This window comes from Paraburkholderia sp. MPAMCS5 (assembly GCF_036016995.1).
Taxonomy (GTDB): domain Bacteria; phylum Pseudomonadota; class Gammaproteobacteria; order Burkholderiales; family Burkholderiaceae; genus Paraburkholderia.
The window spans coordinates 143,707-163,918 of the sequence record NZ_JAYXBK010000009.1; the positions used below are offsets into that span (position 1 = coordinate 143,707).

The following is a 20,212-nucleotide window of genomic DNA, read 5'->3' on the forward strand; positions in this document are numbered from 1 at the left end:
TCCTCAGCGCTTGCGCACGAGCTGATACGGGCGAATCAGATAGGCGATCGACGCGAATCCGCTCCAGATGTGCACCATCCGCGTGAACGGCGCCACGAGGAAGACCGTGAAGCCGAGCGCGATATGCATCCGATAAGTCAGCGGCACGCCCACGAGCAGGCTCGCGATATTCGGGCGGAACGTGACCACGCCCTTCACGTAGTCGGTGAGTTGCTCGAACATCGCGCCGTCCATATGACGCATGGACAACACCACCGTGCCGAGCCCGAGCGCGAGTTGCAGCCACAACATCAGCACGATGACGATGTCCGACACGCGGCTATTGCGGCGAATGCGAACGTCGAAGAGACGCCGGTAAATCAGGATCGTCAAACCGATAATCGCGACGATGCCCGCGGTGCCTCCCGCAACCATCGCGGCAAGCTGATGCGCGGACGCCGACATGAACGGCGAGACGAGCCAGTGCGGCGCGAGGAATCCGACAAAGTGGCCGCCCACCACGATCAGCACGCCCCAATGAAACAGGTTGCTGCCGAGTCGCAACGCACCGTGCCGCAGCGTCTGCGACGAATCGCTTTTCCACGTGTATTGCTCGCGATCGAAACGCACGAGGCTGCCGAGCAGCAGAACAGCAAGACAGATGTACGGATAGATGCCAAACACGAACTGATGCACATAGTCGCTCATGACCTGTTCTCCCGGATACCGGTGCGGCTGCCGTAAAAGTGAATGGGCGCCTGCGCGGGCGTCGCCGCGCCGGCGAAGCGCACGGGCTCGTCGGCCCAGGCGGCGTCGAGCGCGCGATAGTCGGCTGCGGATGGCGGCGATTGCGCGTCGTCTTCGTTGAGCGTGCCGGGCACCTGCACATCGCCTTTGCCGATGCCCGCGAGCGGCAACAGCGCGCCCACCACGAAGCTGTACGGACTGCCGCGTTTCGCGAGTTGCGCGGTGATGGATTGCAGAATCTCGCCGGTCTCCGCGAGCAGCCCGCGTGCTTGCGCGACGGGAAGGCGCGACAGGTATTCGAGAAACACGGGCAGATAGTCGGGCAGTTCGCCCGCATGCAGATGCAGCCCGTATTCCTCGTACATTCGCAGAAGATCGACCATGGCCTGTCCGCGATCGCGCGACTCGCCGTGCACATGCTCGAACAGATATAACGAGGTGGCGCGCCCGCGATCGAATAGCGCCACGTAGTTCTCCTGAAGCGTGAACAGGTCGCGCTCCGCGCAATAGCCGATGAACTGATCGAGGCCCGCGCGCGCGTCGCGTGTCAGGCCACGCTCGCCGCGCAGTAGTTGCTGCGCCTCCGGCAACGCGTCGAGCAACGGCTCGTCCGGATAGCCGAGCAGCGCGCCCAGCACCGCGTAGATCGCACCGTTCGGGCTTTCGATGTTCAGGTCGATGTCGCGAGAACTCATGTCAGAACTCCTGACGAATTGGAATCTTTCGATTGCTCTTTCGAGTCGTGAAGAGACTCGTTTCGGAACGTCCATCCGAGCAGCCATTGCCGAACGAGAATCCACACGACGAGCGCAGATCGAAAGCATCTTCCGCATACTCGCGATGCGACGTGGGAATCACGAAGCGATCCTCGAAGTTCGCAATTGCCAGATAGCGGTACATGTCCTCCACTTGCGCGACGCTCAGGCCCGCCTGGTCGAGCACGCCTGGGACGTCGATCTGATCGACGTGACGTGCGCGCATGAAGGCGCGCATGGCGAGCAGCCGCTCGAGCGCGAGCTTGACGGGCGCTTCGTTGCCCGCCGTCAGCAGATTCGCGAGATAGCGAAGCGGAATGCGCAGCGATCCGATGTCCGGCAAATAGCCGTTCATGCCGAGTTCACCGCTGTTCGCGGCCGCGTTGATGGGCGAAAGCGGCGGCACGTACCAGACCATTGGCAGTGTTCGATATTCGGGGTGCAGCGGGAAGGCGAGCTTCCAGTCGATCGCCATCTTGTAGACCGGCGAGCGCCGCGCGCCTTCGAGCCACGCGGCGGGCACGCCGTCGCGTTCGGCCTGCGCGATGACCTCGGGATCGTTGGGATCGAGAAAGACCGACAGTTGCGCCTCGTACAGATCGGCTTCGCTCTCGACGCTCGCCGCCTCGCTGATGCGGTCCGCGTCGTACAGCATCACGCCGAGATAGCGGATACGGCCCACGCAGGTCTCCGAACAGACGGTCGGCTGTCCCGCTTCGATACGCGGATAACAGAAGATGCACTTCTCGGCCTTGCCGCTGTGCCAGTTGAAGTAGATCTTTTTATACGGACAACCGGACACGCACATGCGCCAGCCGCGGCACTTGTCCTGATCGATCAGCACGATGCCGTCTTCCTCGCGCTTGTAGATCGAGCCGGACGGACACGCCGCGACGCACGCCGGATTGAGGCAGTGCTCGCACAGCCGCGGCAGATACATCATGAAAGTGTTTTCGAACTGCCCGTAGATATCCTTCTCGATGTTCTCGAAGTTGTAGTCTTTCGAGCGCTTCTCGAATTCGCCGCCGAGAATCTCTTCCCAGTTCGGTCCCCACTCGATCTTTTCCAGCCGCTCTCCGCTGATCAGCGAGCGCGGGCGCGCAACCGGCATGGCCTTCGTATTGCCCGCCTCCTGGAGATGCGCGTAGTCGAAAGTAAACGGCTCGTAGTAGTCGTCGATTTCGGGCAGATGGGGATTGGCGAAAATCTGCGCAAGCAATCGCCACTTGCTGCCAAGGCGCGGCTCGATCTTGCCGTCGGCCTTGCGCTTCCAGCCGCCGCGCCAGCGGTCCTGGTTCTCCCAGTCTTTTGGATAGCCGATGCCGGGTTTCGTCTCGACGTTGTTGAACCACGCGTACTCCATGCCTTCGCGGCTCGTCCACACGTTCTTGCAGGTGACCGAACACGTATGGCAACCGATGCATTTGTCGAGATTGAGCACCATCGCAATCTGTGCGCGCACCTTCATGAGGTTTCTCCCTGGCGGTGTTGATACTCAGCGGCGGCATTCACGGGATCGGCCGGCGCGTCGTCGAGCCAGTCGACGTGCTTCATCTTGCGAACGATCAGAAATTCGTCGCGGTTCGATCCGACCGTGCCGTAGTAGTTAAAGCCATAGGCGAGTTGCGCGTAGCCGCCGATCATATGCGTCGGCTTGAGCGCCACGCGCGTGACGGAGTTGTGAATGCCGCCGCGCGTACCGGTGATTTCCGAGCCCGGCGTGTTCACGATCTTCTCCTGCGCGTGATACATCATCACCATGCCGTGCGGAATGCGCTGGCTCACCACCGCGCGCGCGCACAACGCGCCGTTCGCGTTGTAGCACTCGATCCAGTCGTTATCGACCACGCCGATCCGCTTCGCGTCGATCTCCGACAGCCATACGATCGGGCCGCCGCGCGACAGCGTGAGCATCAGCAGATTGTCCGTATAGGTACTGTGGATGCCCCACTTCTGATGCGGCGTCAGGAAGTTCAATGCGATTTCCGGATTCCCGTTCGAGCGCGCGCCGAGCATCTTCTCGTAGTTGCCCGTTTCGATGGGCGGCTTGTACACGCACAGCGATTCGCCGAATGCGCGCATCCACAGATGGTCCTGATAGAGCTGCTGGCGTCCGCTGAGCGTTCGCCATGGAATCAGCTCGTGCACATTGGTGTAGCCCGCGTTGTACGACACGTGTTCAGACTCGATGCCGCTCCACGTCGGCGACGAAATAATCTTGCGCGGCTGCGCCTGAATGTCGCGGAAGCGGATTTTTTCGTCGGCGCGCGCGTTGGCCAGATGCGCGTGCTCGATGCCCGTCATCGCCGATACGGCTTGCCACGCTTTCACCGCGACCGCGCCATTGGTTTCCGGCGCGAGCGACAGGATCACTTCGGCTGCGTCGAGCGCGCTGTCGATGCGCGGCCGCCCCGCCGTGCCGTTGGCGTTGGCGTTGGCGTTGGCGTTGGCGTTGGCGTTGGCGTTGGCGTTGGCGTTGGCGTTGGCGTTGGCGTTGGCGTTGCCATTGGCATCGCCATTCGCCACGCGATAGTTGAGTTCGCCAAGCAGCGCGACTTCCTCTTTCGTATCCCACGAGATGCCTTTGCCGCCGTTGCCGAGCTTCTCCAGCAACGGACCCAGCGACGTGAAGCGGTCATACGTGGCCGGATAATCGCGCTCTACCACGATCACGGACGGCATGGTCTTGCCCGGCACCGGCTCGCATTCCCCGCGCGTCCAGTCGCGCACCTCGAAGGGTTGCGCGAGTTCGCCGGGGCTGTCGTGTGCAATCGGCGCGAGCACGACATCGCGCTCGACGCCGAGATGTCCCACGCTCAACTCCGAAAAGCGCCTGGCGAGACCCTTGAAGATCTCCCAGTCGCTCTTCGACTGCCATGCCGGGTCGACCGCGGCGGACAGTGGGTGAATGAACGGATGCATGTCGGACGTATTCATGTCGTCCTTCTCGTACCACGTCGCGGTGGGCAGCACGACGTCGGAGTACATGCAGGTGGTCGACATGCGGAAGTCGAGCGTGACAAGCAGATCGAGCTTGCCGCGCGGCGCGTCGTCATGCCAGGCGATTTCTTCAGGACGCGGATGGCCCGACTTGAAGACCTCGTCGCCTCGCACGCCGTTGGTCGTACCCAACAGGTGCTTCAAAAAATATTCGTGACCCTTGCCCGACGAACCAAGCAGGTTCGAGCGCCACACAAAGAGATTGCGCGGAAAGTTCGCCGGACTATCCGGGTCTTCGCACGCCATGCGCAAGCTTCCCGATTTCAGATCGCCGGCGATGGCAGCGCCCGCTTGCGCCGGCTCGCGCAGCGAGCGCCCGACATCCAGCGGATTCGCGCTCAGTTGCGGCGCGGACGGCAGCCAGCCCATGCGTTCGGCGCGCACGTTGTAGTCGATCGGCGCGCCGTGAAATTGCGTGGCGTCCGCGAGCGGAGAAAGCAACGCGGTCGGGTCCATCGAGTCGTAGCGCCATTGATCCGTATGCGCGTAGAAAAACGAGGTCGCGTTCATCTGGCGCGGCGGACGGTTCCAGTCGAGCGCGAAGGCGAGCGCCGTCCATCCTGTTTGCGGGCGCAGCTTTTCCTGGCCGACGTAGTGCGACCATCCACCACCGGACTTGCCGATGCAGCCGCACATGATCAGCATGTTGATGATCGCGCGGTACGCCATGTCCATGTGGAACCAGTGATTGATCCCCGCGCCGACGATCACCATCGACTTGCCCTGCGTCTTATGTGCGTTCTCCGCGAACTGGCGCGCGACGTTGATCACGTCCGCGCGCTTGACACCCGTGATCGCTTCCTGCCATGCCGGCGTGTATGGCAGATCGTCGTCGTAGCTCGCGGCGATGTGTTCGCCGCCGAGTCCCTGATCGAGGCCATAGTTCGCGACGAACAGGTCGTAGACGGTGGCGACCAGCATGTCGCCCTCACGCGTGGCGACTCTTCGCGCGCCGATCTTGCGGGACAACTCCGACGCATGCGACGTGTGATTGAAGTGCGGATGGCGAATGTTGCCGAAATAAGGAAAGAGCACATCGACCACTTCGTCGTGCGCGTCGACGAGCGTGAGGCGCGGCTCGATCGCTTCTCCCGCCGCCGACTCCTCTTTCAGATTCCATTTGCCTTTGTCCTCGCCTTCCTTCTGCCCCCATCGAAAACCGGCGGAACCCGTCGGCACGACGACAGCGTTGCTCGGCGCGTCGATCACCACGGTTTTCCAGTCGGGATTGTTGGCCTGCCCGAGCGCGCCGTCGAAATCCGATGCGCGCACGAGGCGCTCCGGCACATAGCGGCCGTCGCGTTCGACCAGGCGCACGAGACAGGGCATGTCGGTGAAGCGGCGGCAATAGCTGGCGAAGTACTCGCTTTTGCCCGTGAGATGAAACTCCTTGAGGATCACGTGACCCATGGCGAGCGCGGCGTCGGTCCCTTGCTTCGGATGCAGCCAGATGTCGCCGAATTTCGCGCCCTCCGCGTAGTCCGGGAAAATCGACACGATCTTCGTGCCCTTGTAGCGGACCTCGGTCATGAAATGCGCGTCGGGCGTGCGCGTTTGCGGCACGTTGGAGCCCCACATCATGATGAACGTGGAGTTGTACCAGTCGGCGGATTCGGGCACGTCGGTCTGCTCGCCCCAGGTTTGCGGCGAGGCCGGCGGCAGATCGCAATACCAGTCATAGAAGCTCAGGCACACGCCGCCAATCAGCGACAGATAGCGCGAACCCGCTGCATACGAGACCATCGACATCGCGGGGATCGGCGAGAAGCCCACCACGCGATCGGGCCCATGACGCTTGACCGTATGCACATTCGCGGCGGCCACGAGTTCGTTGACCTCGTCCCACGTGGCGCGAATGAAACCGCCGAGTCCGCGCCGCGTTTGATAGCTGCGGCGCGCAGCCTCGTCTTCGACGATGGATTGCCAGGCTTGCACCGGCTCCATGGTCTTGCGACGCTCGCGCCACAATTTGACGAGCGCGCTGCGCACGAGCGGATATTTGAGGCGGTTCGCGCTATACAGGTACCACGAATACGACGCTCCACGCGAACAGCCGCGCGGCTCGTGGTTGGGCATGTCGGGACGTGTGCGCGGATAGTCGGTCTGCTGCGTTTCCCACGTGACGATGCCCCCCTTCACGTAGATCTTCCATGAGCATGAGCCCGTGCAGTTCACTCCGTGCGTAGAACGTACGATCTTGTCGTGCTGCCAACGCTGCCGGTACGCGTCTTCCCACTTTCTGTCTTCGTCGGTGACGGCGCCGTGTCCGTCGGAAAACTGCGTGCGAGCGGCAGTGAAGTAACGCAACCTGTCCAGAAAGTGGCTCATGAAAATCCTGCTTCGGTCGGGGAACGTCTCACACATTAAAGGATGCGAAGCTGCATATGTAAAGATGACTCATGAATTGCGGACCGTCTTGATTTCGGTCAATTGGCCCGTGTGAGGAGGATGACGGCGGTGGCGGCGGGTCGTGCTGGCGATTGGAAAAATCTGCGTTGAATTGTTCCGCGATGTCACCTAAGGCCGTCGAGAAAAGTCATGTGGATGCTGTGGCGCAGCGCGCGGCGTCTCATGCGCGATTGAGCTAATGCATCCTTTTTTATGGGGGAATCGATGATGCGGCGCGAATGGTGATGCGCCGCGTTGTTCGTGCTGTTTGCCGCATTCGCGGCGAGCGCCGGCGTGGTTCCGGTTGCGAGCGGATCAGCGCTTTAGTGAAACGGACTCGCACAGCACGGCTAATTCCGCTCCACACGATGGCTCAAGAACAAACAGCACGCGTCGCCCTGCGTGGAAGTCCCTGACGTATTCTTCGCCCGTCTCTTCGCTGATGACCGCAGCCTTCGAATCATCGCGACTGTTGATCCATTGAACCCATGCGCGAGCCTCAGCCGATGTAAAGGCAAATCGCGACGAGATCAGGAGCCTTGATGCAACGTTCTGTCCGGCGAAATCGATCATGCGTTGAGCAATCACACCGGAAAACCTGAGCCATTCGATTTCGCCGCCAACGCGACGAAAGCGAAGCTCCAGAGAGCGCGCGCTGGCGTCGTGTTCGATGCCGCATAGCTCCGCATCATGAAAGCTCGGGAAGTCGGCAATGTTTCGAATATCCGTGAACGTGACCATGTCCATACCACTCCAGATAAAGTTACGGCAGCACGGAAAAGGGAAGTCCGGGACCTCGCAATCCATTATTCCAATTGTGCGAGTGAGGCGTGCCTTGTCCGTGATCGTGGTCAAAATCGAAGTCGAAGTCGAAGTCGAAGTCGAAGTCGACAAGCGGTTTGCCGTTGTCTCCATAGAGGCGCATCTGCCCGCTTCCGGAGTTCGTGTACCACGTACCGGGCTCGCCCTCATTGGGGCTCTTGGCAATGTCGAATGCATCACCTATTGATCGATCTTCTCGCCGATAAACAAACGGCTGCGCATCGCCGGGCGGCGTCGAATCTTTAGCAGCATCGAGGTCGCCGGAGAATCGGGTGAGCGCTTTGGCAATCGAACCATCGGGTAGCGTGTCGCCGTAATTGGCGCTCCATTTCGCCATCCAGTTGGCGACATCCAGAGCGGGCAGGACCGGTCGCACGAGATTGATGGCGGGGGCGATTCGGGCTGCACCACGAAAGAGTTGAGCAGGTGTGTATGTGGCAACAGGTGGCCTGGAGTTATCGATTTCGCGGCTGGCCACATCTGTATAAGGTGGAGGATGAGGTATCGCAACGATGTCGCCCGTCGCCATGGCGCGCCTGACCTTCCAAACGGCCTCGCGCGACATAGAATCGAGCCCAAGCAGCCGGCAAAGCTGCTTCATCAATTTCTCATCGGGCGTATAGCGAACCGCGTGACATGCGGCGCATGTGACATCGGCAAGCGGCGTTCTTGCCGACATTTCCCTTTCGACCCGAATGCGTCCCGCCACCGGGAACGAGTGATGCTACGCGAAGGAAGCCACTGATGGCATAGACGAACGGAACAACCCATGACGATCGGCTGCCCCGAATGCGGAGCGCTCGTGGACATCCCACCACTTGCCGCGCGAGACCGCGCGCGTTGCCGTGTCTGCCGCTATCCGCTCGAACGCCGCAGCGGCCGCAGTGTGAGCGCAGCGCTCGCCTGTGCCGCGACGACCTTCGTTCTCCTTTTTCCCGCCAACCTCGCGCCGCTGATGACCGTCGACATGCTGGGCGCCGAGCGCTCGTCAGTGCTGTCGTCTGGCATCGTGGCGATGTGGAATAGCGGCTGGATAATCCTCGCACTATTGCTGGGGATGTTCGGCATCGTGCTGCCGTTCGTGCGCTTCGGCGGCCTCGCACTCGTGCTCGCCTCCATCCGGTTCGGATGGCGCTTCAAACACATCGGCGCGCTGTTTCGCTGGACACTCTGGCTCGACATCTGGGCGATGCCCGACGTGTACCTCGTCGGCTGCTTCGTCGGCTATGCGCGCGTCACGCAAAATCTGACCGGCACGATCGGCGCAGGCGGCTATTGTTTCATCGCGGCCGCGCTGATGTCGATGTTCACGCGTGCAGCGCTGGATCGTCGAACCGTGTGGCGCGCAATCGCCGCCGATCACGCGCTGGCCGAAGACAATCCCGACGAACCCGTGCTCTCCTGCACCGTGTGCGATCTTGTCGAACCGCTCTCGCATGAGGGCAGGCCGTGCCCACGTTGCGCACGCAAGCTGCATGCGCGCAAACCCGACGCCGTGGTGCGAGCGGCCGCGTTGTCGCTGGCCGCGCTCGTTCTGACGCTGCCCGCGAACCTGTACCCGATGACCTTCTCGACGCAACTGGGAAAGGACGTGCCTCATCGGATTGTCGACGGCGTGTATCAGCTCTTTCATGCGGGATTGTGGCCACTCGGCATTCTCATCTTCTGCACGAGCATCGTGATACCCGTGGCGAAGCTCGCGGGCATGGGCTGGTTCATCGTTTCCGTGAAGCGCGGCTCGCGCAAGCACTTGCGTTCGAAGGCGCACCTGTACCGGTGGATCGACGAACTCGGACGATGGTCGAACGTCGACGTCTTCACGATTGCGGCCTTTGTCCCGTTGATCCGGTTCGGCGGCCTCGCCTCGTCGAGACCCGCGACCGGCGCAACGGCGTTCGCACTCGTCGTCTTCTTCACGATGATGGCCTCGCGCGCGTTCGATCCACGCATCCTGTGGGACGCCGGCATCGGGAGACAGCCGTGACTGGGGCGCGCGCGCGGCGTACACGGGCCGAAGTGCGGCGCAGCGCCTGGCCGGGCTGGATCTGGGCTGTGCCGATCGCGGCGCTGGGCGTGGCCGGATGGCTCGGCATTCGCGCGCTGCTTCACGGCGGCGAGACGGTCACCGTGACTTTCGCCAATGCCTATGGGATGAAGCCCGACGACACGAGCGTCATGCTGCGCGGCGTGAAAGTGGGCACCGTGTCGAGCGTTGCGCTTGCATCCGATGGCCAGCACATCGAAGCCAGACTGAAGATAGACAGCGCCGGGGAAAAATACTTGCGCAGCGGGACGCGCTTCTTTCTGCGCGGCGCGCAACCCGACTTCAGCGACCTGTCGTCGATAAAAGCCCTGCTTTCAGGGCCTGAAATCGTCATGGAGCCGGGTCCCGGCAAGCCTGCGGATCACTTCGACGGCGGCGAGCGCCGGCCTCCACTCGCGCCGCAACATGGTCCGATCGTGATGTATGCGGTGCGCTTTAACGGCGCGGTCGGCGGACTCGAACCTGGCGCCGCGGTGGAACTGCGCGGTTTTCATGTAGGCGCGGTCACGAGCGTTCATCTCCACTACGACGCCGGCACGGGCACGTTGAGCACGCCCGTGCAACTCGCGCTCGATCCATCGGCGCTCGGCATCGTCGGCGCGCCGCCGCCCGACAACGGCAACTGGCGGCCTCTCGTCGACGGCATGCTCAATCGGCTCATCGCACAGGGGTTGCGCGCGCGCCTCACGCAAGACCCCGCTTTCGTGGGTCCGCGCAAAGTGAGCCTCGACTTCGTGAAGGACGCGCCGGGCGCCACGCTCGCCGCCGCAGACGGCACGCCGGTAATTCCAAGTGTCGCGTCCGCGGACATCGACGCCATGACGGCGCAGGCCCACGACATCATCACGAAGATCGACGCGCTTCCGATCAGGGAAACCGGGGAACAGGTGCGCGGTATCGCGGCGAGAATCAATGCGCTGAGTGCGTCGCCGCAGATCAAGGACAGTCTCGCGCACATCGACAGCGCCGTGACGCAGATCGATCGAACGTTACAGCAGGTCTCGCCGCAAATCGGCCCGCTCGTTGCGCAACTGCGCGACACGGCGAATTCGGCCGACCAGGCCGTGGCGTCGGCCAACCATACGCTGGGCGGCGACGCGACAAGCCAGAACGATCTGCCTGCGGCTTTGCGCGAACTCACCGATACCGCGCGTTCGATCCGGGCGTTGGCCGACTATCTCGATCGCCATCCGGAAGCACTCGTTCGCGGCAGGCAGGAGGACAAACCATGACGCACGGAACCGCGCATCCACGAACATGCGCGTCCGCTTCACTCAGGATTGCGGCGACGGCCGCCGCGATCGTGGTCGCCGTGACCGGATGCGCACATAGCCCGCCGACGCGCTACGTCACGCTCAACGCAGCGCCAGGCGCCGCGCCGCTCGCAACGGTTCAGATACAGCCTGTGCAATTGACCGCCGTGCATATTCCCGCCGAGCTGGACCGGCTCGAAGTGGTCACGCAGCCCTCGCCGAACCGGCTTGCCATCGACGGAACCGACCGCTGGGGCGCTCCGCTCGCGCAAATGATGCGCCGCACGCTTGCACAGGATCTGATGACACGTCTGCCTCCCGGCGCCTTCATCGTGCCGGATGCGCCCGCGCCGCCTGACACGCGCACGCTCGTCGTCACCGTGCTGGATTCGCAGGCCGATGCAAGCGGGACATTGACGTTGCAGGCGGCGTGGACGTTGCTGGCCGGCCACCCTGCCCACGCCGTCCTGACGCAACAGGCCACGCTCACGTCCGCGATGAGCGCGCGCGACGCGCCCGCGCAAGCGGCCGCGCTGAGCCGGATTCTCGGACAGCTGGCCGACCAGATCGCCACGCGCATCGTCGGGCGCTAGCCGGCGCGCTTCACATCATGACTCTTCAGGATGCCTTAGGATCGTCACCATACGGGTTCTGACCGGGGTTGCCTTCCTGAGCCAGGAAAATAATGTTGATGACAACCAGCAGACTCCACCATCCGCTGCGGCCGGTATCGTGCAGCCGTCGAATCATGACGCCGACGGACGGCAACAGGATCGCGAGGCTGTAGATCGAGCCGAGCACATCGGACACGCCCATCGCGGCGCTGATCGAACTCAGAACAATGGAAATAGCCGTGCTAAAGAGCGTGAAGTACCAGAACTCCTTGCGGCGCGCGCGGCCGCTAAAAACCGCGTATTGCTTGAGCACATCGACATAGTAGGTGAACGGCTGCTCGAACTTCGCAGCCGGCGCCGCCACGGCCTGTTGCGGCGCGCCGCAACCGGGACAAGCCAGCGCCGTCTTGTGAATCGACTTTGCACATCCCCGACAAAAAACTGCATCCATTGTTTGGTCCTCTCGTTTTCAAAGAAGCTGAGTTGATTCGAACACCACATACGTCGCGGTCGCTATGCCCAAAATCAGTCCGGCGAAAGCCATGCCCTTCCCGTTCTTCTTCATGTTCAAAGACAGCGCGCCGAGAATGACGCTGGGTAAAACGAAGAAAAGAATGACTCCGACCACTTCGTCCCGATCCCAGCCTGAATCCTGAAGCATCGTGCTAGCGCCGAGGATGCCGGTGATGAGAGCCGTGATCGGCATCCACAACTCCCCCGCGGTCGCGCCCGCGCCAGTCGGCGAACTCGCAACGACCCGCTGCAACCCGCCGCACTGCGGACAGGCGTTTGCCGTTTCATGCATGGAAGCGGCGCAGTGCATGCAAAAACTCATGGGATAGCCCTGCTAGATGATTTGTACCTTGCACATCGATGCGGCCGTTATTGGCTCGTCTGCGAATTCACCTGCGCGATGCTCTGTTGCAGCGATGTCTTCAGAACCTGGGTTCGATCCACCGTCATCTGCACCTCGCAGTTCAGTTTGCTGGTCTGGAAGGCGATCGAATCGGCGCCGCCGCTGTCGAGCGCCTTGATCTTGCAGTCGTTCTCGCGTTGCGCGAGCCACAGGCGCTGTTCGGGAAGCATGCTCTGGCGCCACTCCTTGTTGCCCGCGTTCCACACCACGTTGATCGCATCGTTCGCGGATTTGATGTCGGCTTGCGCCTTGTCGAGTGCGGCTTGCGCCTCGGCGGCCTGGGCCTGGGCGACCACCGCCTGTTGCTGCTGCGCCTGCAACGCCGCCTGTTGCTGCTGTTGCGCCTGCGCTGCCTTTTGCCTTTCGAGCGCGGACTTCAGCAACGATTGCTCGACGATCGTGGATGCGAACGCCAGTGCCGCGTTGTCGCCTTCGGTGCTGCCGTAGATTTTCTTGCCGTCGTCCGTCGGCTGGACGCTGTACGACATGCTTGCCTTGACCGTATCCGCATCGAACTCCACGCCCGATTGCAGTGCGCCCTGACGTGTGCTGTTCAGCGAAAGCATGCTGCGCGTCGCGTCGGCGCTGGCGATCACGTCGGTGGGCAGCGAAAGTTTCAGCGTCGATTCGCAGAATTTTTTCGTGCTGTTCGGATCGCTCTTTGTCGTGAGCACATCTTCGAGTCTGATCGATATTTTCTCGACGGTCGCGCGAATGGAGGCGCTATCCACGTTGACATTGGCATTGCCGTTGCCGTCGGCGGCCAGCGCGGACGTCACCTGCTTGACGAGCGCGTCTTTCAGTAGCGACGTCATCACCGACGTCGAATCGTCGCCGTTACAGGCGACGTCGTGCTTTTTCGAACATGCTGCGAGGCTCACTACGAGGAGCAGGAAAACCCATTTTTTCACGACAACCCTCTTTCTCTCTTGCGGTTGAATCGAATGGAAAACGAAACGTTGGAATGCGCCTGGCGCCACGCGACGGGCGAGTGCGCTTTTGGTCGGCAACACAGCTCGCCCACCGGCGCAATCAGGCCAATTGCACCTGCGCTTCGGGCGCGGCCACGCCAAGCCGCATGCGGGCGCGCGCATTCGCTTCCGGCGAGCCAGCCAGAACGAATCCTTTGTCGATCATCATTCGCGTCATGTATTGCTTGTTATAGAGAAACGACACAATCACCTGCCATGCTCCGAACGTGAAGCAGCTAAAGAGCAGATGCAACGCGGCGACGCCCAGCTCGCCTCGAATCAGCGGCACCCACCAGCCAAAAAACAGATAGGTCCAGCTATAGCCGTAATAACCGTCTTTCATCAGACCGGTTGCCGGGTGCTTCAGAATAATTTTTGTTGCCATCAGGTCACCTCTGCGCTATTTGAATGAAACACTCTGCGGCACCATCGCAGGCAAGCCAACGATGCCGGTAACAGAGCTAACGGCGGCGCAAAACAAAACTTGATATAATTTTTATAACATTTTTTGTTGCCGCACGAACCGGAAGAACCTGGTGCATCCACGACATGCGACATGGGTTGCGCCGGAATCGGTTCATCCAACTTCGACTGGCAAGCAACGATGATAGAAACGCAAAAGGTCACCACCGCCTTCGATCTGGCGGGTTATGAAATCGATGTGTCGCTGGGCGTCGTCCGGGGAATCGTGGTGCGTTCGCGCTCGTTGGTGGGCTCGATCGGCGCGGGGTTGCAGACGCTCTTCGGCGGCAACATCACCTTATATGCTGCGCTGTGCGAGCGCACACGTCGCGACGCATTTGCGCGAATGCTCGCGGAGGCCGAGCAACTGGGTGCAAGTGGTGTGGTTGGAATGCGCTACGACTCCACGGAACTCGGGCGCGGCATTACGGAAGTGCTGTGCTATGGAACCGCGGTGAAGCTGAAGGCGGCAGCGCGTTAGCCCTGCTTCGCGGCCTTCACGAGACATTCGGAGAGCTTGTCGAAGTGGCGCAAGGCGGCTTGTGTCAGCTCGATCTGCTTGCGCCGCGCGTCTTCGGTGTCGGAGAGCATGATCCAGCCCTTGTCGCGCATGGACGTGATGCGGGCGTGCAACGTGGCGGGCGAGCCGAGTTCGCTGACCGCCATCATGTCTCTGACGGAAAGCCTGTCTTTGGATTGCGCGGCGCGAGCGATGAACTCCAGAATGCGTTCTTCCAGCGGGTCGAGCAAAGGCAGCGACGGCAGGCCGCGAAGCGCTTCGGTAAGCTGGAGAAACCTGAGGTAAAGGTCGGCAGGGCGCGTCATGAATTACGCTCGAAGTACTGGATCAACCGCACAGAGACCGGCGAGTGGGCTATGATTCTTTCCCTCTCTTACCGGCCGCTACAGTGTGTGCGGGCGACCCTCATTTTACCGATGTCCACCTTACGTTTGCATTTCTGGTCGGTGACCGGCACCGCCGTCGTATTCATGCTCTCGCTTTGGATCAATCAGGAAATCTTCACCCACACCGAGTTGGTGCGCGGCGTGAACTGGATTTACCTGCCCTCCGGCGTGCGGCTTCTGAGCACCTTGCTGTTGGGCGGCGACGGCGCAATCGGCCTGCTCATTGCCAGTTGGCTGGTCGACTTCTTTTACTTCTTTCCGCATGAGCCGATTCGCTCTTTTGCCGGCGGCATCATTGCGACTGTCGCGCCGTACGCGGTTTACCGGCTCGCGCTCGAGCGCTACGACCTGCGCGCGTCTTTGACGAATCTCACGCCGACGCGGCTGCTTGTTCTTGCCCTCGCCTATTCCGTTGCCAACCCGCTGCTTCATCACATCTGGTTCGCGCTGCAAGGCGATACGGAAAATTTTGCCGAGCGCCTCTTTGCGATGTTTGTCGGCGATTTCGCGGGCGCACTGATCATGCTCTACGCGGTCAAAGGCATTCTGGCGCTATTGCCGCTGCCCCGACGCGCGCAAAACGCGCGAAGCGAGGCGTAGGCTCACTCCGGCAGCCCGCGCTGTGCACAAACTGTGCACAAAACGCGTTGCTGCTTTTTCTCTCAGGCTCGACGTTATAAAAATAATAACACAGAGAGCGCGAATCTATCAAACCCGATCTTTCGGTCCGGGTCTTGCTGAGCAACACCGTCATCGACGTTCAAACCTGAGCACTGCGTCAAAGGGGTTTATGACTCACGCACGGACCCGGTCGTTCAACCCCTGGCGCTGGCTGACCGCGCTCGTGTTGAGCACATCGGCCATGTGGCTCGCCAACCCCGCGTGCGCCGTTTATGCGATCGCGCAATACGGCACACCCAAATATCCCGCCGGTTTCAAACACTTCGATTACGTGAACCCGATGCGCCGCGCGACGGCACGCTGATTCTCGCGAACCCGAACCGGCTGACGAGCTTCGACAAATTCAACCCGTTCACGCTGCGCGGCAATCCCGCGCCCGGACTTGGGCTGATGTTCGAGAGCCTGACGACCGGCAGTTCCGACGAAATGGCGAGCGCGTACGGCCTCCTCGCGGACGACATCGACGTCGCGCGAGACGGCCTTTCGACGACCTTTCACATCAATCCGAAGGCGCGCTTTTCCAACGGCGATCCGGTCACGGCCGAAGACGTCAAGTTCTCATTCGACACACTCAGGAGTCCGCAAGCGCTCCCGCAGTTCTCGGTGTATTTCGGGCAGATTGCGCGCGCGGTGGTGGTCGACCGGCTCACGATCCGCTTCGAATTCAAGGTCGCGACGCGCGAAATGCCGCTGCTCGCAGGCGGTATTCCGGTGTTTTCGCGCAAATGGGGCATGAGGCCGGACGGCACGCGCATTCCTTTCGACCAGCTCGCATTCGAGAAGCCCATTGCGAGCGGCGACTATCTGATCGACCGCTACGATAACGGCCGCACCATCAGCTACAGGCGCGATCCGAACTACTGGGGCGCGTCGCTGCCGGTGCGCGTGGGCACGCATAACTTCGCGCGCATCGACTACAAGCTGTATTCCGACGCGGTCGCGCAACTCGAAGCGTTCAAGGCCAGCGAGTACGACGTGCTCGTCGAACACGTCGCGCAAAGCTGGGTGCGGCGCGATATCGGCAAGCGCTTTCGCAGCGGCGAGCTGATCAAGCGTGAGTTTGCCCATCACAACGGCGTGGGCATGCAGGGCTTCTTCATCAACTTGCGGCGGCCCCTCTTTCAGGATGTGCGCGTGCGTCAGGCGCTCGATCTCGCGTTCGACTTTCAGTGGCTCAACCGGCAGCTTTTCTATCAGCAGTACAAGCGTACGGACAGCTTTTTCGTCAACACGGACTTGCAGGCGAAGGGCAAGCCGAGCGCAGGCGAACTCGCGATTCTGGCGCCGCTGCGCAAGGAGTTGAACGCTGCGGTGTTCGGCGACATTCCGCAACAGCCGGACACCGATCCACCCGGCTCGTTGCGCGCGAATCTCATCAAGGCGCGTGGACTGCTGGCGCAGGCGGGCTGGACTTATCGCGACGGCGCGCTGCGCAACGCGAAAGGACAGCCGTTCGTCTTCGAGCTTCTTGGCGACACGGGCGGCGGCACGTCGATGGAACCGGTAGCTGCCGCGTTCGGCCGCAATCTGCAGAAGCTAGGCATCACGATGAACTTTCGCACCGCCGATTTCGCGCTCATTCAACGGCGTCTCGACGCGTTCGACTTCGACATGACGACGGTGCGTCTGCCCGATGTGCAAGTGCCGGGCACCGAGCAGCTCTCGCGTTTCGGCAGCAAGTACGCGAATCAACCGGGCTCCGACAATCTTGCGGGCGTGCAGTCTGCGGCCATCGACGCGATCCTGCGCAAAGTCGTGGCCGCGCAAACGCGCGAGCAACTGGTTGACGCAACGCACACGCTCGACCGCGTGTTGATGAACGGCTATTACGTGATTCCGCATTGGTATTCCGCGGTTCACCGCATCGCGTACCGGAACAGCCTGGCTTATCCCGCGACGCTCCCGCTTTATTTCGCCGCCGACGAGTGGGTGCTGTCGACCTGGTGGAAGAAGCCAGCGGCTTCGAGGTAAAGCGCGATACGCGATGGCCGCCCAATGGTTCGGCGTGCGCGTGATCAGTGATACGTCGTCGTGGACGACTGTAGCTTCGTCAACGCGCCGTGCCTGAACCGGAACCAGCCTTGCGAGCCTTGCATCACGACTTCATCGCGTTGCCAGAATGCGCGCTTGACCGTCATGCGCAGACCGGCGCGCTCGACAAGCGGAGGACGCTGGCGAAAGTCGTACAGCACCGGCCCGGAATCTGTCTGCACGAGCGTGCGTCGCACCGTGTCCTGGGTGGTATCCACGTCGTCGAAATGAGTGAGCGCGCTCGCGGCGAAGCGATCGAATACTGCGTTGTCGAGCATCGCCACGATATCGCGATCGGCGCGCGCGAACTGGAGTGTGCCCGAGGGCGTGCCGAGCGGGCCGGACGCGTTGCTTTGCGCGTGAACGCACGTTGTGAAAGAGATGGCTGCCAATGCAGCGGCGAATAGTCGTCTCATGTTGCCTCTATGGTTCAGCGTCGTCTCGCGAGACGGAGCACGGCGCGCAATCGTTTCTCAAGCGATTGTCGTCGATTCCTGACCGTCGCGCCGGTGCCCGGCGCAGAACATGGCAGCACAGGAACTATGCCCGCAATGCATGTGCCCCGCCGATGACACAACCCAAGCACGCCACCCGCGGTTGGTCGCGACGCCTTCAAAACATGCGCGAAGCGCTGGCCGATGCTTCCTTGCGCTGCCGGCCCGCGCCCTTGGCCGCCGGATCGGCTCGCACATCCGCGACCGCTCTTGGGCCGGCCACGCGAATCTTGGCGACGCCGAGCAACCTCGCGAACGCGAGGCGCGTCATGTTCCACCGCTTTCGCTTCACTCAGTTCGGGCTCGCAAACGACGCACGCTTGCGAGGCTGTAGCGTGGCCGCCGCAATAGCCGCCCCCGCGAACGCGCACGCGGCGCACACGAGCGCGACGGCGCGCAGCGCGTCGGTGATGGCGTCGGCTTCCGCGCGCGCCACGGGTGTCTCGCGCGAGATAGGGCGCGCGCCCGATGCCGCTCCGGCGTGCGCATCCGGCTCCATCAACTGCCCCGATTGACGCGCGTCTTGCGGCACGTGCAATTCATCGAGGCGCGCCGATAACGCCGCGTGGTGCGACCAGACGAACACAATGCCGAGCACCGCAATCGCCAGCAGGCTCGCCACGCGTGCAACCGCGTTGTTGATGCCGGACGCGACGCCGGTGCGGTCGCTTGTCACCGAGCCCATCACGGTCGTGGTGAGCGGCGCGACGGTGATCGTCATGCCGAGCCCGAGCACGGCGAGCGCGGGAAAGAATCCGGCCCAATAACTCCCGCGCGCGAACGGCAGCGCCAGCAACGCGAAGCCGATTCCGGCAACGCCCGGCCCAGCCGTCAGCAGCGCGCGCGAACCGAAGCGGCTCGTCAGCCCGCCGGTGAAGCGCGAAAGCAAACCAATAATGACGGGCACCGGCAGCAGCGCCGCGCCCGCCTCCGTCGCGGTGTAGTCGTGCGCGCGAATGAGCGTGAACGGCAGGAAGAAGAACGCTCCGCCGAGCCCGAAATAAAGCAGCAGCGTGACGAGGTTGGCGCCGGTGAAATCGCCTGAGCGGAACACGTCGAGCGGCATCATGGGATTGGCGCTGTGCGCTTCGATCAGCACGAATGCGGCGAGTACGAGCACGCCGGCGCCCATCGCGCACAACACGAGCGGATGCGCGAAGCCGCGCGCCGACGCCAGCGTCAGGCCGAACGTCAGCGCGGCGAGCCCCGCGGCCGCGGTCAGCGCACCCGGCCAGTCGAGCTGTCGAGGCGCATCGGACTTGTGGCTGTCGGGCACCGACAATAGTGCGAACGCGATCGTCAGCGCCGCGAGCGGGACGTTGAGGAAGAAGATTGCGCGCCACGACCACGCGTCGACGAGCCAGCCGCCCGCCACTGGCCCCACCGCCGACGTGATCGCGCCGACGCCCGCCCAGGTGCCGATGGCCCGTCCGCGCGCTGCGTCGTCGAACACCGCGCCGATGATCGCCAGACTGCTGGGTACGAGCAGTGCCGCGCCGATGCCTTGAACCGCGCGCGCGGCGATGAGCGCAGCCGCATTCGGTGCAAGCCCGCAAGCGGCCGACGCCAGCGTGAAGAGCGCGATGCCCGCGACGAACACCGTGCGGCGGCCGAGCTTGTCGCCCATCGAGCCGCCCACCAGCACGAGCGAGCCGAGAAAGAGCAAATACGCGTTGACGACCCACTGCATCGCCGCGACGCTCGCGCCGAGTTCGCTTTGGATGGACGGCAAGGCGACATTGACCACGGAGCCGTCGATGAACGCCATGCTCGAACCGAGGATCGTCGCGGCGAGCGCGAGGCGCTTGCGCCGGCACGGACGGTCGAGTGCCGTGGACTGCGCGCGGATGACGAGTTCGTCGCACGGACTCGCTTGCGCAGCAATGACGTGCGCGGCCTTCGGTTTGCGATGGGGAGGTTCCGGGTTGGCCATGTAAGCTCCCGTGCGGATGGAGGATGGCTGGAGCCTGTTCATGATATAGGAACCGCCCCGCTCTGCTCGGCCATAGCCGAGGCGATGCGACTTTAGGCGTTCGAGGAACATGGTTGGACCTGGCAGGCGCAATCGTCCTGCCATTTCCCGCAAGCGCGTTGCTGCGCGGCGGCTCCGCGCAGTGAGCGGGCTGTCAGGCGCGTGGCCGGTCGAATC

The 20,212-nt window shown here is 62.5% G+C and carries 19 protein-coding genes and 1 pseudogene; 6 read left to right on the plus strand and 14 right to left on the minus strand.

Going from position 1 to position 20,212, the window contains the following annotated elements; genetic code table 11:
- Nucleotides 1–3: 3 nt before the first annotated feature.
- The 6 genes from narI to VOM14_RS20985 form a co-directional block, all read right to left on the minus strand.
- Nucleotides 4–687, minus strand: a complete 684-nt coding sequence (narI, locus tag VOM14_RS20960; RefSeq protein WP_327630655.1) for a respiratory nitrate reductase subunit gamma — start codon at nt 685–687, stop codon at nt 4–6.
- Entirely contained in the window at nt 684–1,421 is a 738-nt protein-coding gene (gene narJ / locus VOM14_RS20965; RefSeq protein WP_327630656.1) for a nitrate reductase molybdenum cofactor assembly chaperone, read from the minus strand. The genes narI and narJ overlap by 4 nt, the downstream gene beginning before the upstream one ends.
- A 1-nt stretch (nt 1,422) precedes the next feature.
- Nucleotides 1,423–2,949, minus strand: coding sequence for a nitrate reductase subunit beta (gene narH, locus VOM14_RS20970; RefSeq protein ID WP_327630657.1), 1,527 nt, complete (start codon nt 2,947–2,949; stop codon nt 1,423–1,425).
- Complete coding sequence (locus VOM14_RS20975; protein WP_327630658.1) at nt 2,946–6,809, minus strand: nitrate reductase subunit alpha; 3,864 nt, start codon at nt 6,807–6,809, stop codon at nt 2,946–2,948. The genes narH and VOM14_RS20975 overlap by 4 nt, the downstream gene beginning before the upstream one ends.
- 375 nt (nt 6,810–7,184) lie before the next feature.
- Nucleotides 7,185–7,616 carry a hypothetical protein gene (locus tag VOM14_RS20980; RefSeq protein ID WP_327630659.1) on the minus strand — a complete coding sequence of 144 codons (432 nt, stop codon included), beginning with the start codon at nt 7,614–7,616 and terminating at the stop codon, nt 7,185–7,187.
- Between the two features lie 16 nt (nt 7,617–7,632).
- Complete coding sequence (locus VOM14_RS20985; protein ID WP_327630660.1) at nt 7,633–8,370, minus strand: hypothetical protein; 738 nt, start codon at nt 8,368–8,370, stop codon at nt 7,633–7,635.
- 90 nt (nt 8,371–8,460) lie between these two features.
- Between VOM14_RS20985 and VOM14_RS20990 the strand changes: the two genes are divergently transcribed.
- Genes VOM14_RS20990 through VOM14_RS21000 form a run of 3 tightly spaced genes read left to right on the plus strand, consistent with a single transcriptional unit; the run spans nt 8,461 to nt 11,581 of the window.
- On the plus strand, nt 8,461–9,675 hold the full coding sequence (locus VOM14_RS20990) for a paraquat-inducible protein A (protein ID WP_327630661.1): 1,215 nt from the start codon (nt 8,461–8,463) through the stop codon (nt 9,673–9,675).
- Nucleotides 9,672–10,967 (plus strand): MlaD family protein, encoded by a 1,296-nt coding sequence (locus VOM14_RS20995; protein WP_327630662.1) that lies wholly within the window; start codon nt 9,672–9,674, stop codon nt 10,965–10,967. Before VOM14_RS20990 ends, VOM14_RS20995 begins: the two co-directional genes overlap by 4 nt.
- Nucleotides 10,964–11,581 carry a PqiC family protein gene (locus tag VOM14_RS21000; protein WP_327630663.1) on the plus strand — a complete coding sequence of 206 codons (618 nt, stop codon included), beginning with the start codon at nt 10,964–10,966 and terminating at the stop codon, nt 11,579–11,581. Before VOM14_RS20995 ends, VOM14_RS21000 begins: the two co-directional genes overlap by 4 nt.
- Nucleotides 11,582–11,606: 25 nt before the next feature.
- On the opposite strand, the gene VOM14_RS21005 is transcribed toward VOM14_RS21000, so the two are convergent.
- The 4 genes from VOM14_RS21005 to VOM14_RS21020 all read right to left on the minus strand — a co-directional run bounded on the left by VOM14_RS21005 (nt 11,607) and on the right by VOM14_RS21020 (nt 13,874).
- Nucleotides 11,607–12,053: a DUF805 domain-containing protein gene (locus VOM14_RS21005; protein WP_327630664.1), complete on the minus strand. Its 447-nt coding sequence runs from the start codon at nt 12,051–12,053 to the stop codon at nt 11,607–11,609.
- An 18-nt stretch (nt 12,054–12,071) separates the two neighbouring features.
- Complete coding sequence (locus VOM14_RS21010; protein ID WP_327630665.1) at nt 12,072–12,425, minus strand: hypothetical protein; 354 nt, start codon at nt 12,423–12,425, stop codon at nt 12,072–12,074.
- Nucleotides 12,426–12,484: 59 nt separating this feature from the next.
- Complete coding sequence (locus VOM14_RS21015) at nt 12,485–13,429, minus strand: lysozyme inhibitor LprI family protein (RefSeq protein WP_327630666.1); 945 nt, start codon at nt 13,427–13,429, stop codon at nt 12,485–12,487.
- Between the two features lie 121 nt (nt 13,430–13,550).
- Nucleotides 13,551–13,874, minus strand: a complete 324-nt coding sequence (locus VOM14_RS21020; RefSeq protein ID WP_327630667.1) for a hypothetical protein — start codon at nt 13,872–13,874, stop codon at nt 13,551–13,553.
- A 219-nt stretch (nt 13,875–14,093) separates the two neighbouring features.
- Here VOM14_RS21020 and VOM14_RS21025 point away from each other — a divergent pair, with 219 nt between their 5' ends.
- Nucleotides 14,094–14,432 carry a YbjQ family protein gene (locus tag VOM14_RS21025; protein ID WP_327630668.1) on the plus strand — a complete coding sequence of 113 codons (339 nt, stop codon included), beginning with the start codon at nt 14,094–14,096 and terminating at the stop codon, nt 14,430–14,432.
- Here VOM14_RS21025 and VOM14_RS21030 read toward each other — a convergent pair.
- Nucleotides 14,429–14,776 (minus strand): winged helix-turn-helix domain-containing protein, encoded by a 348-nt coding sequence (locus VOM14_RS21030; RefSeq protein WP_327630669.1) that lies wholly within the window; start codon nt 14,774–14,776, stop codon nt 14,429–14,431. The genes VOM14_RS21025 and VOM14_RS21030 overlap by 4 nt on opposite strands.
- Before the next feature lie 111 nt (nt 14,777–14,887).
- Between VOM14_RS21030 and VOM14_RS21035 the strand changes: the two genes are divergently transcribed.
- Nucleotides 14,888–15,457, plus strand: a complete 570-nt coding sequence (locus VOM14_RS21035; RefSeq protein ID WP_327630670.1) for a hypothetical protein — start codon at nt 14,888–14,890, stop codon at nt 15,455–15,457.
- 262 nt (nt 15,458–15,719) lie between these two features.
- A pseudogene (locus tag VOM14_RS21040) lies at nt 15,720–17,509 on the plus strand (extracellular solute-binding protein).
- Between the two features lie 44 nt (nt 17,510–17,553).
- Here VOM14_RS21040 and VOM14_RS21045 read toward each other — a convergent pair.
- The 3 genes from VOM14_RS21045 to VOM14_RS21055 all read right to left on the minus strand — a co-directional run bounded on the left by VOM14_RS21045 (nt 17,554) and on the right by VOM14_RS21055 (nt 19,996).
- The gene (locus tag VOM14_RS21045; RefSeq protein WP_327630671.1) at nt 17,554–17,985 is read right to left on the minus strand and encodes a hypothetical protein; all 432 of its coding nucleotides are present in this window, start codon (nt 17,983–17,985) and stop codon (nt 17,554–17,556) included.
- Between the two features lie 196 nt (nt 17,986–18,181).
- Nucleotides 18,182–18,334 carry a hypothetical protein gene (locus VOM14_RS21050; protein ID WP_327630672.1) on the minus strand — a complete coding sequence of 51 codons (153 nt, stop codon included), beginning with the start codon at nt 18,332–18,334 and terminating at the stop codon, nt 18,182–18,184.
- Nucleotides 18,335–18,355: 21 nt separating this feature from the next.
- Nucleotides 18,356–19,996 (minus strand): MFS transporter, encoded by a 1,641-nt coding sequence (locus VOM14_RS21055; protein WP_327630673.1) that lies wholly within the window; start codon nt 19,994–19,996, stop codon nt 18,356–18,358.
- Between the last annotated feature and the right edge of the window lie 216 nt (nt 19,997–20,212).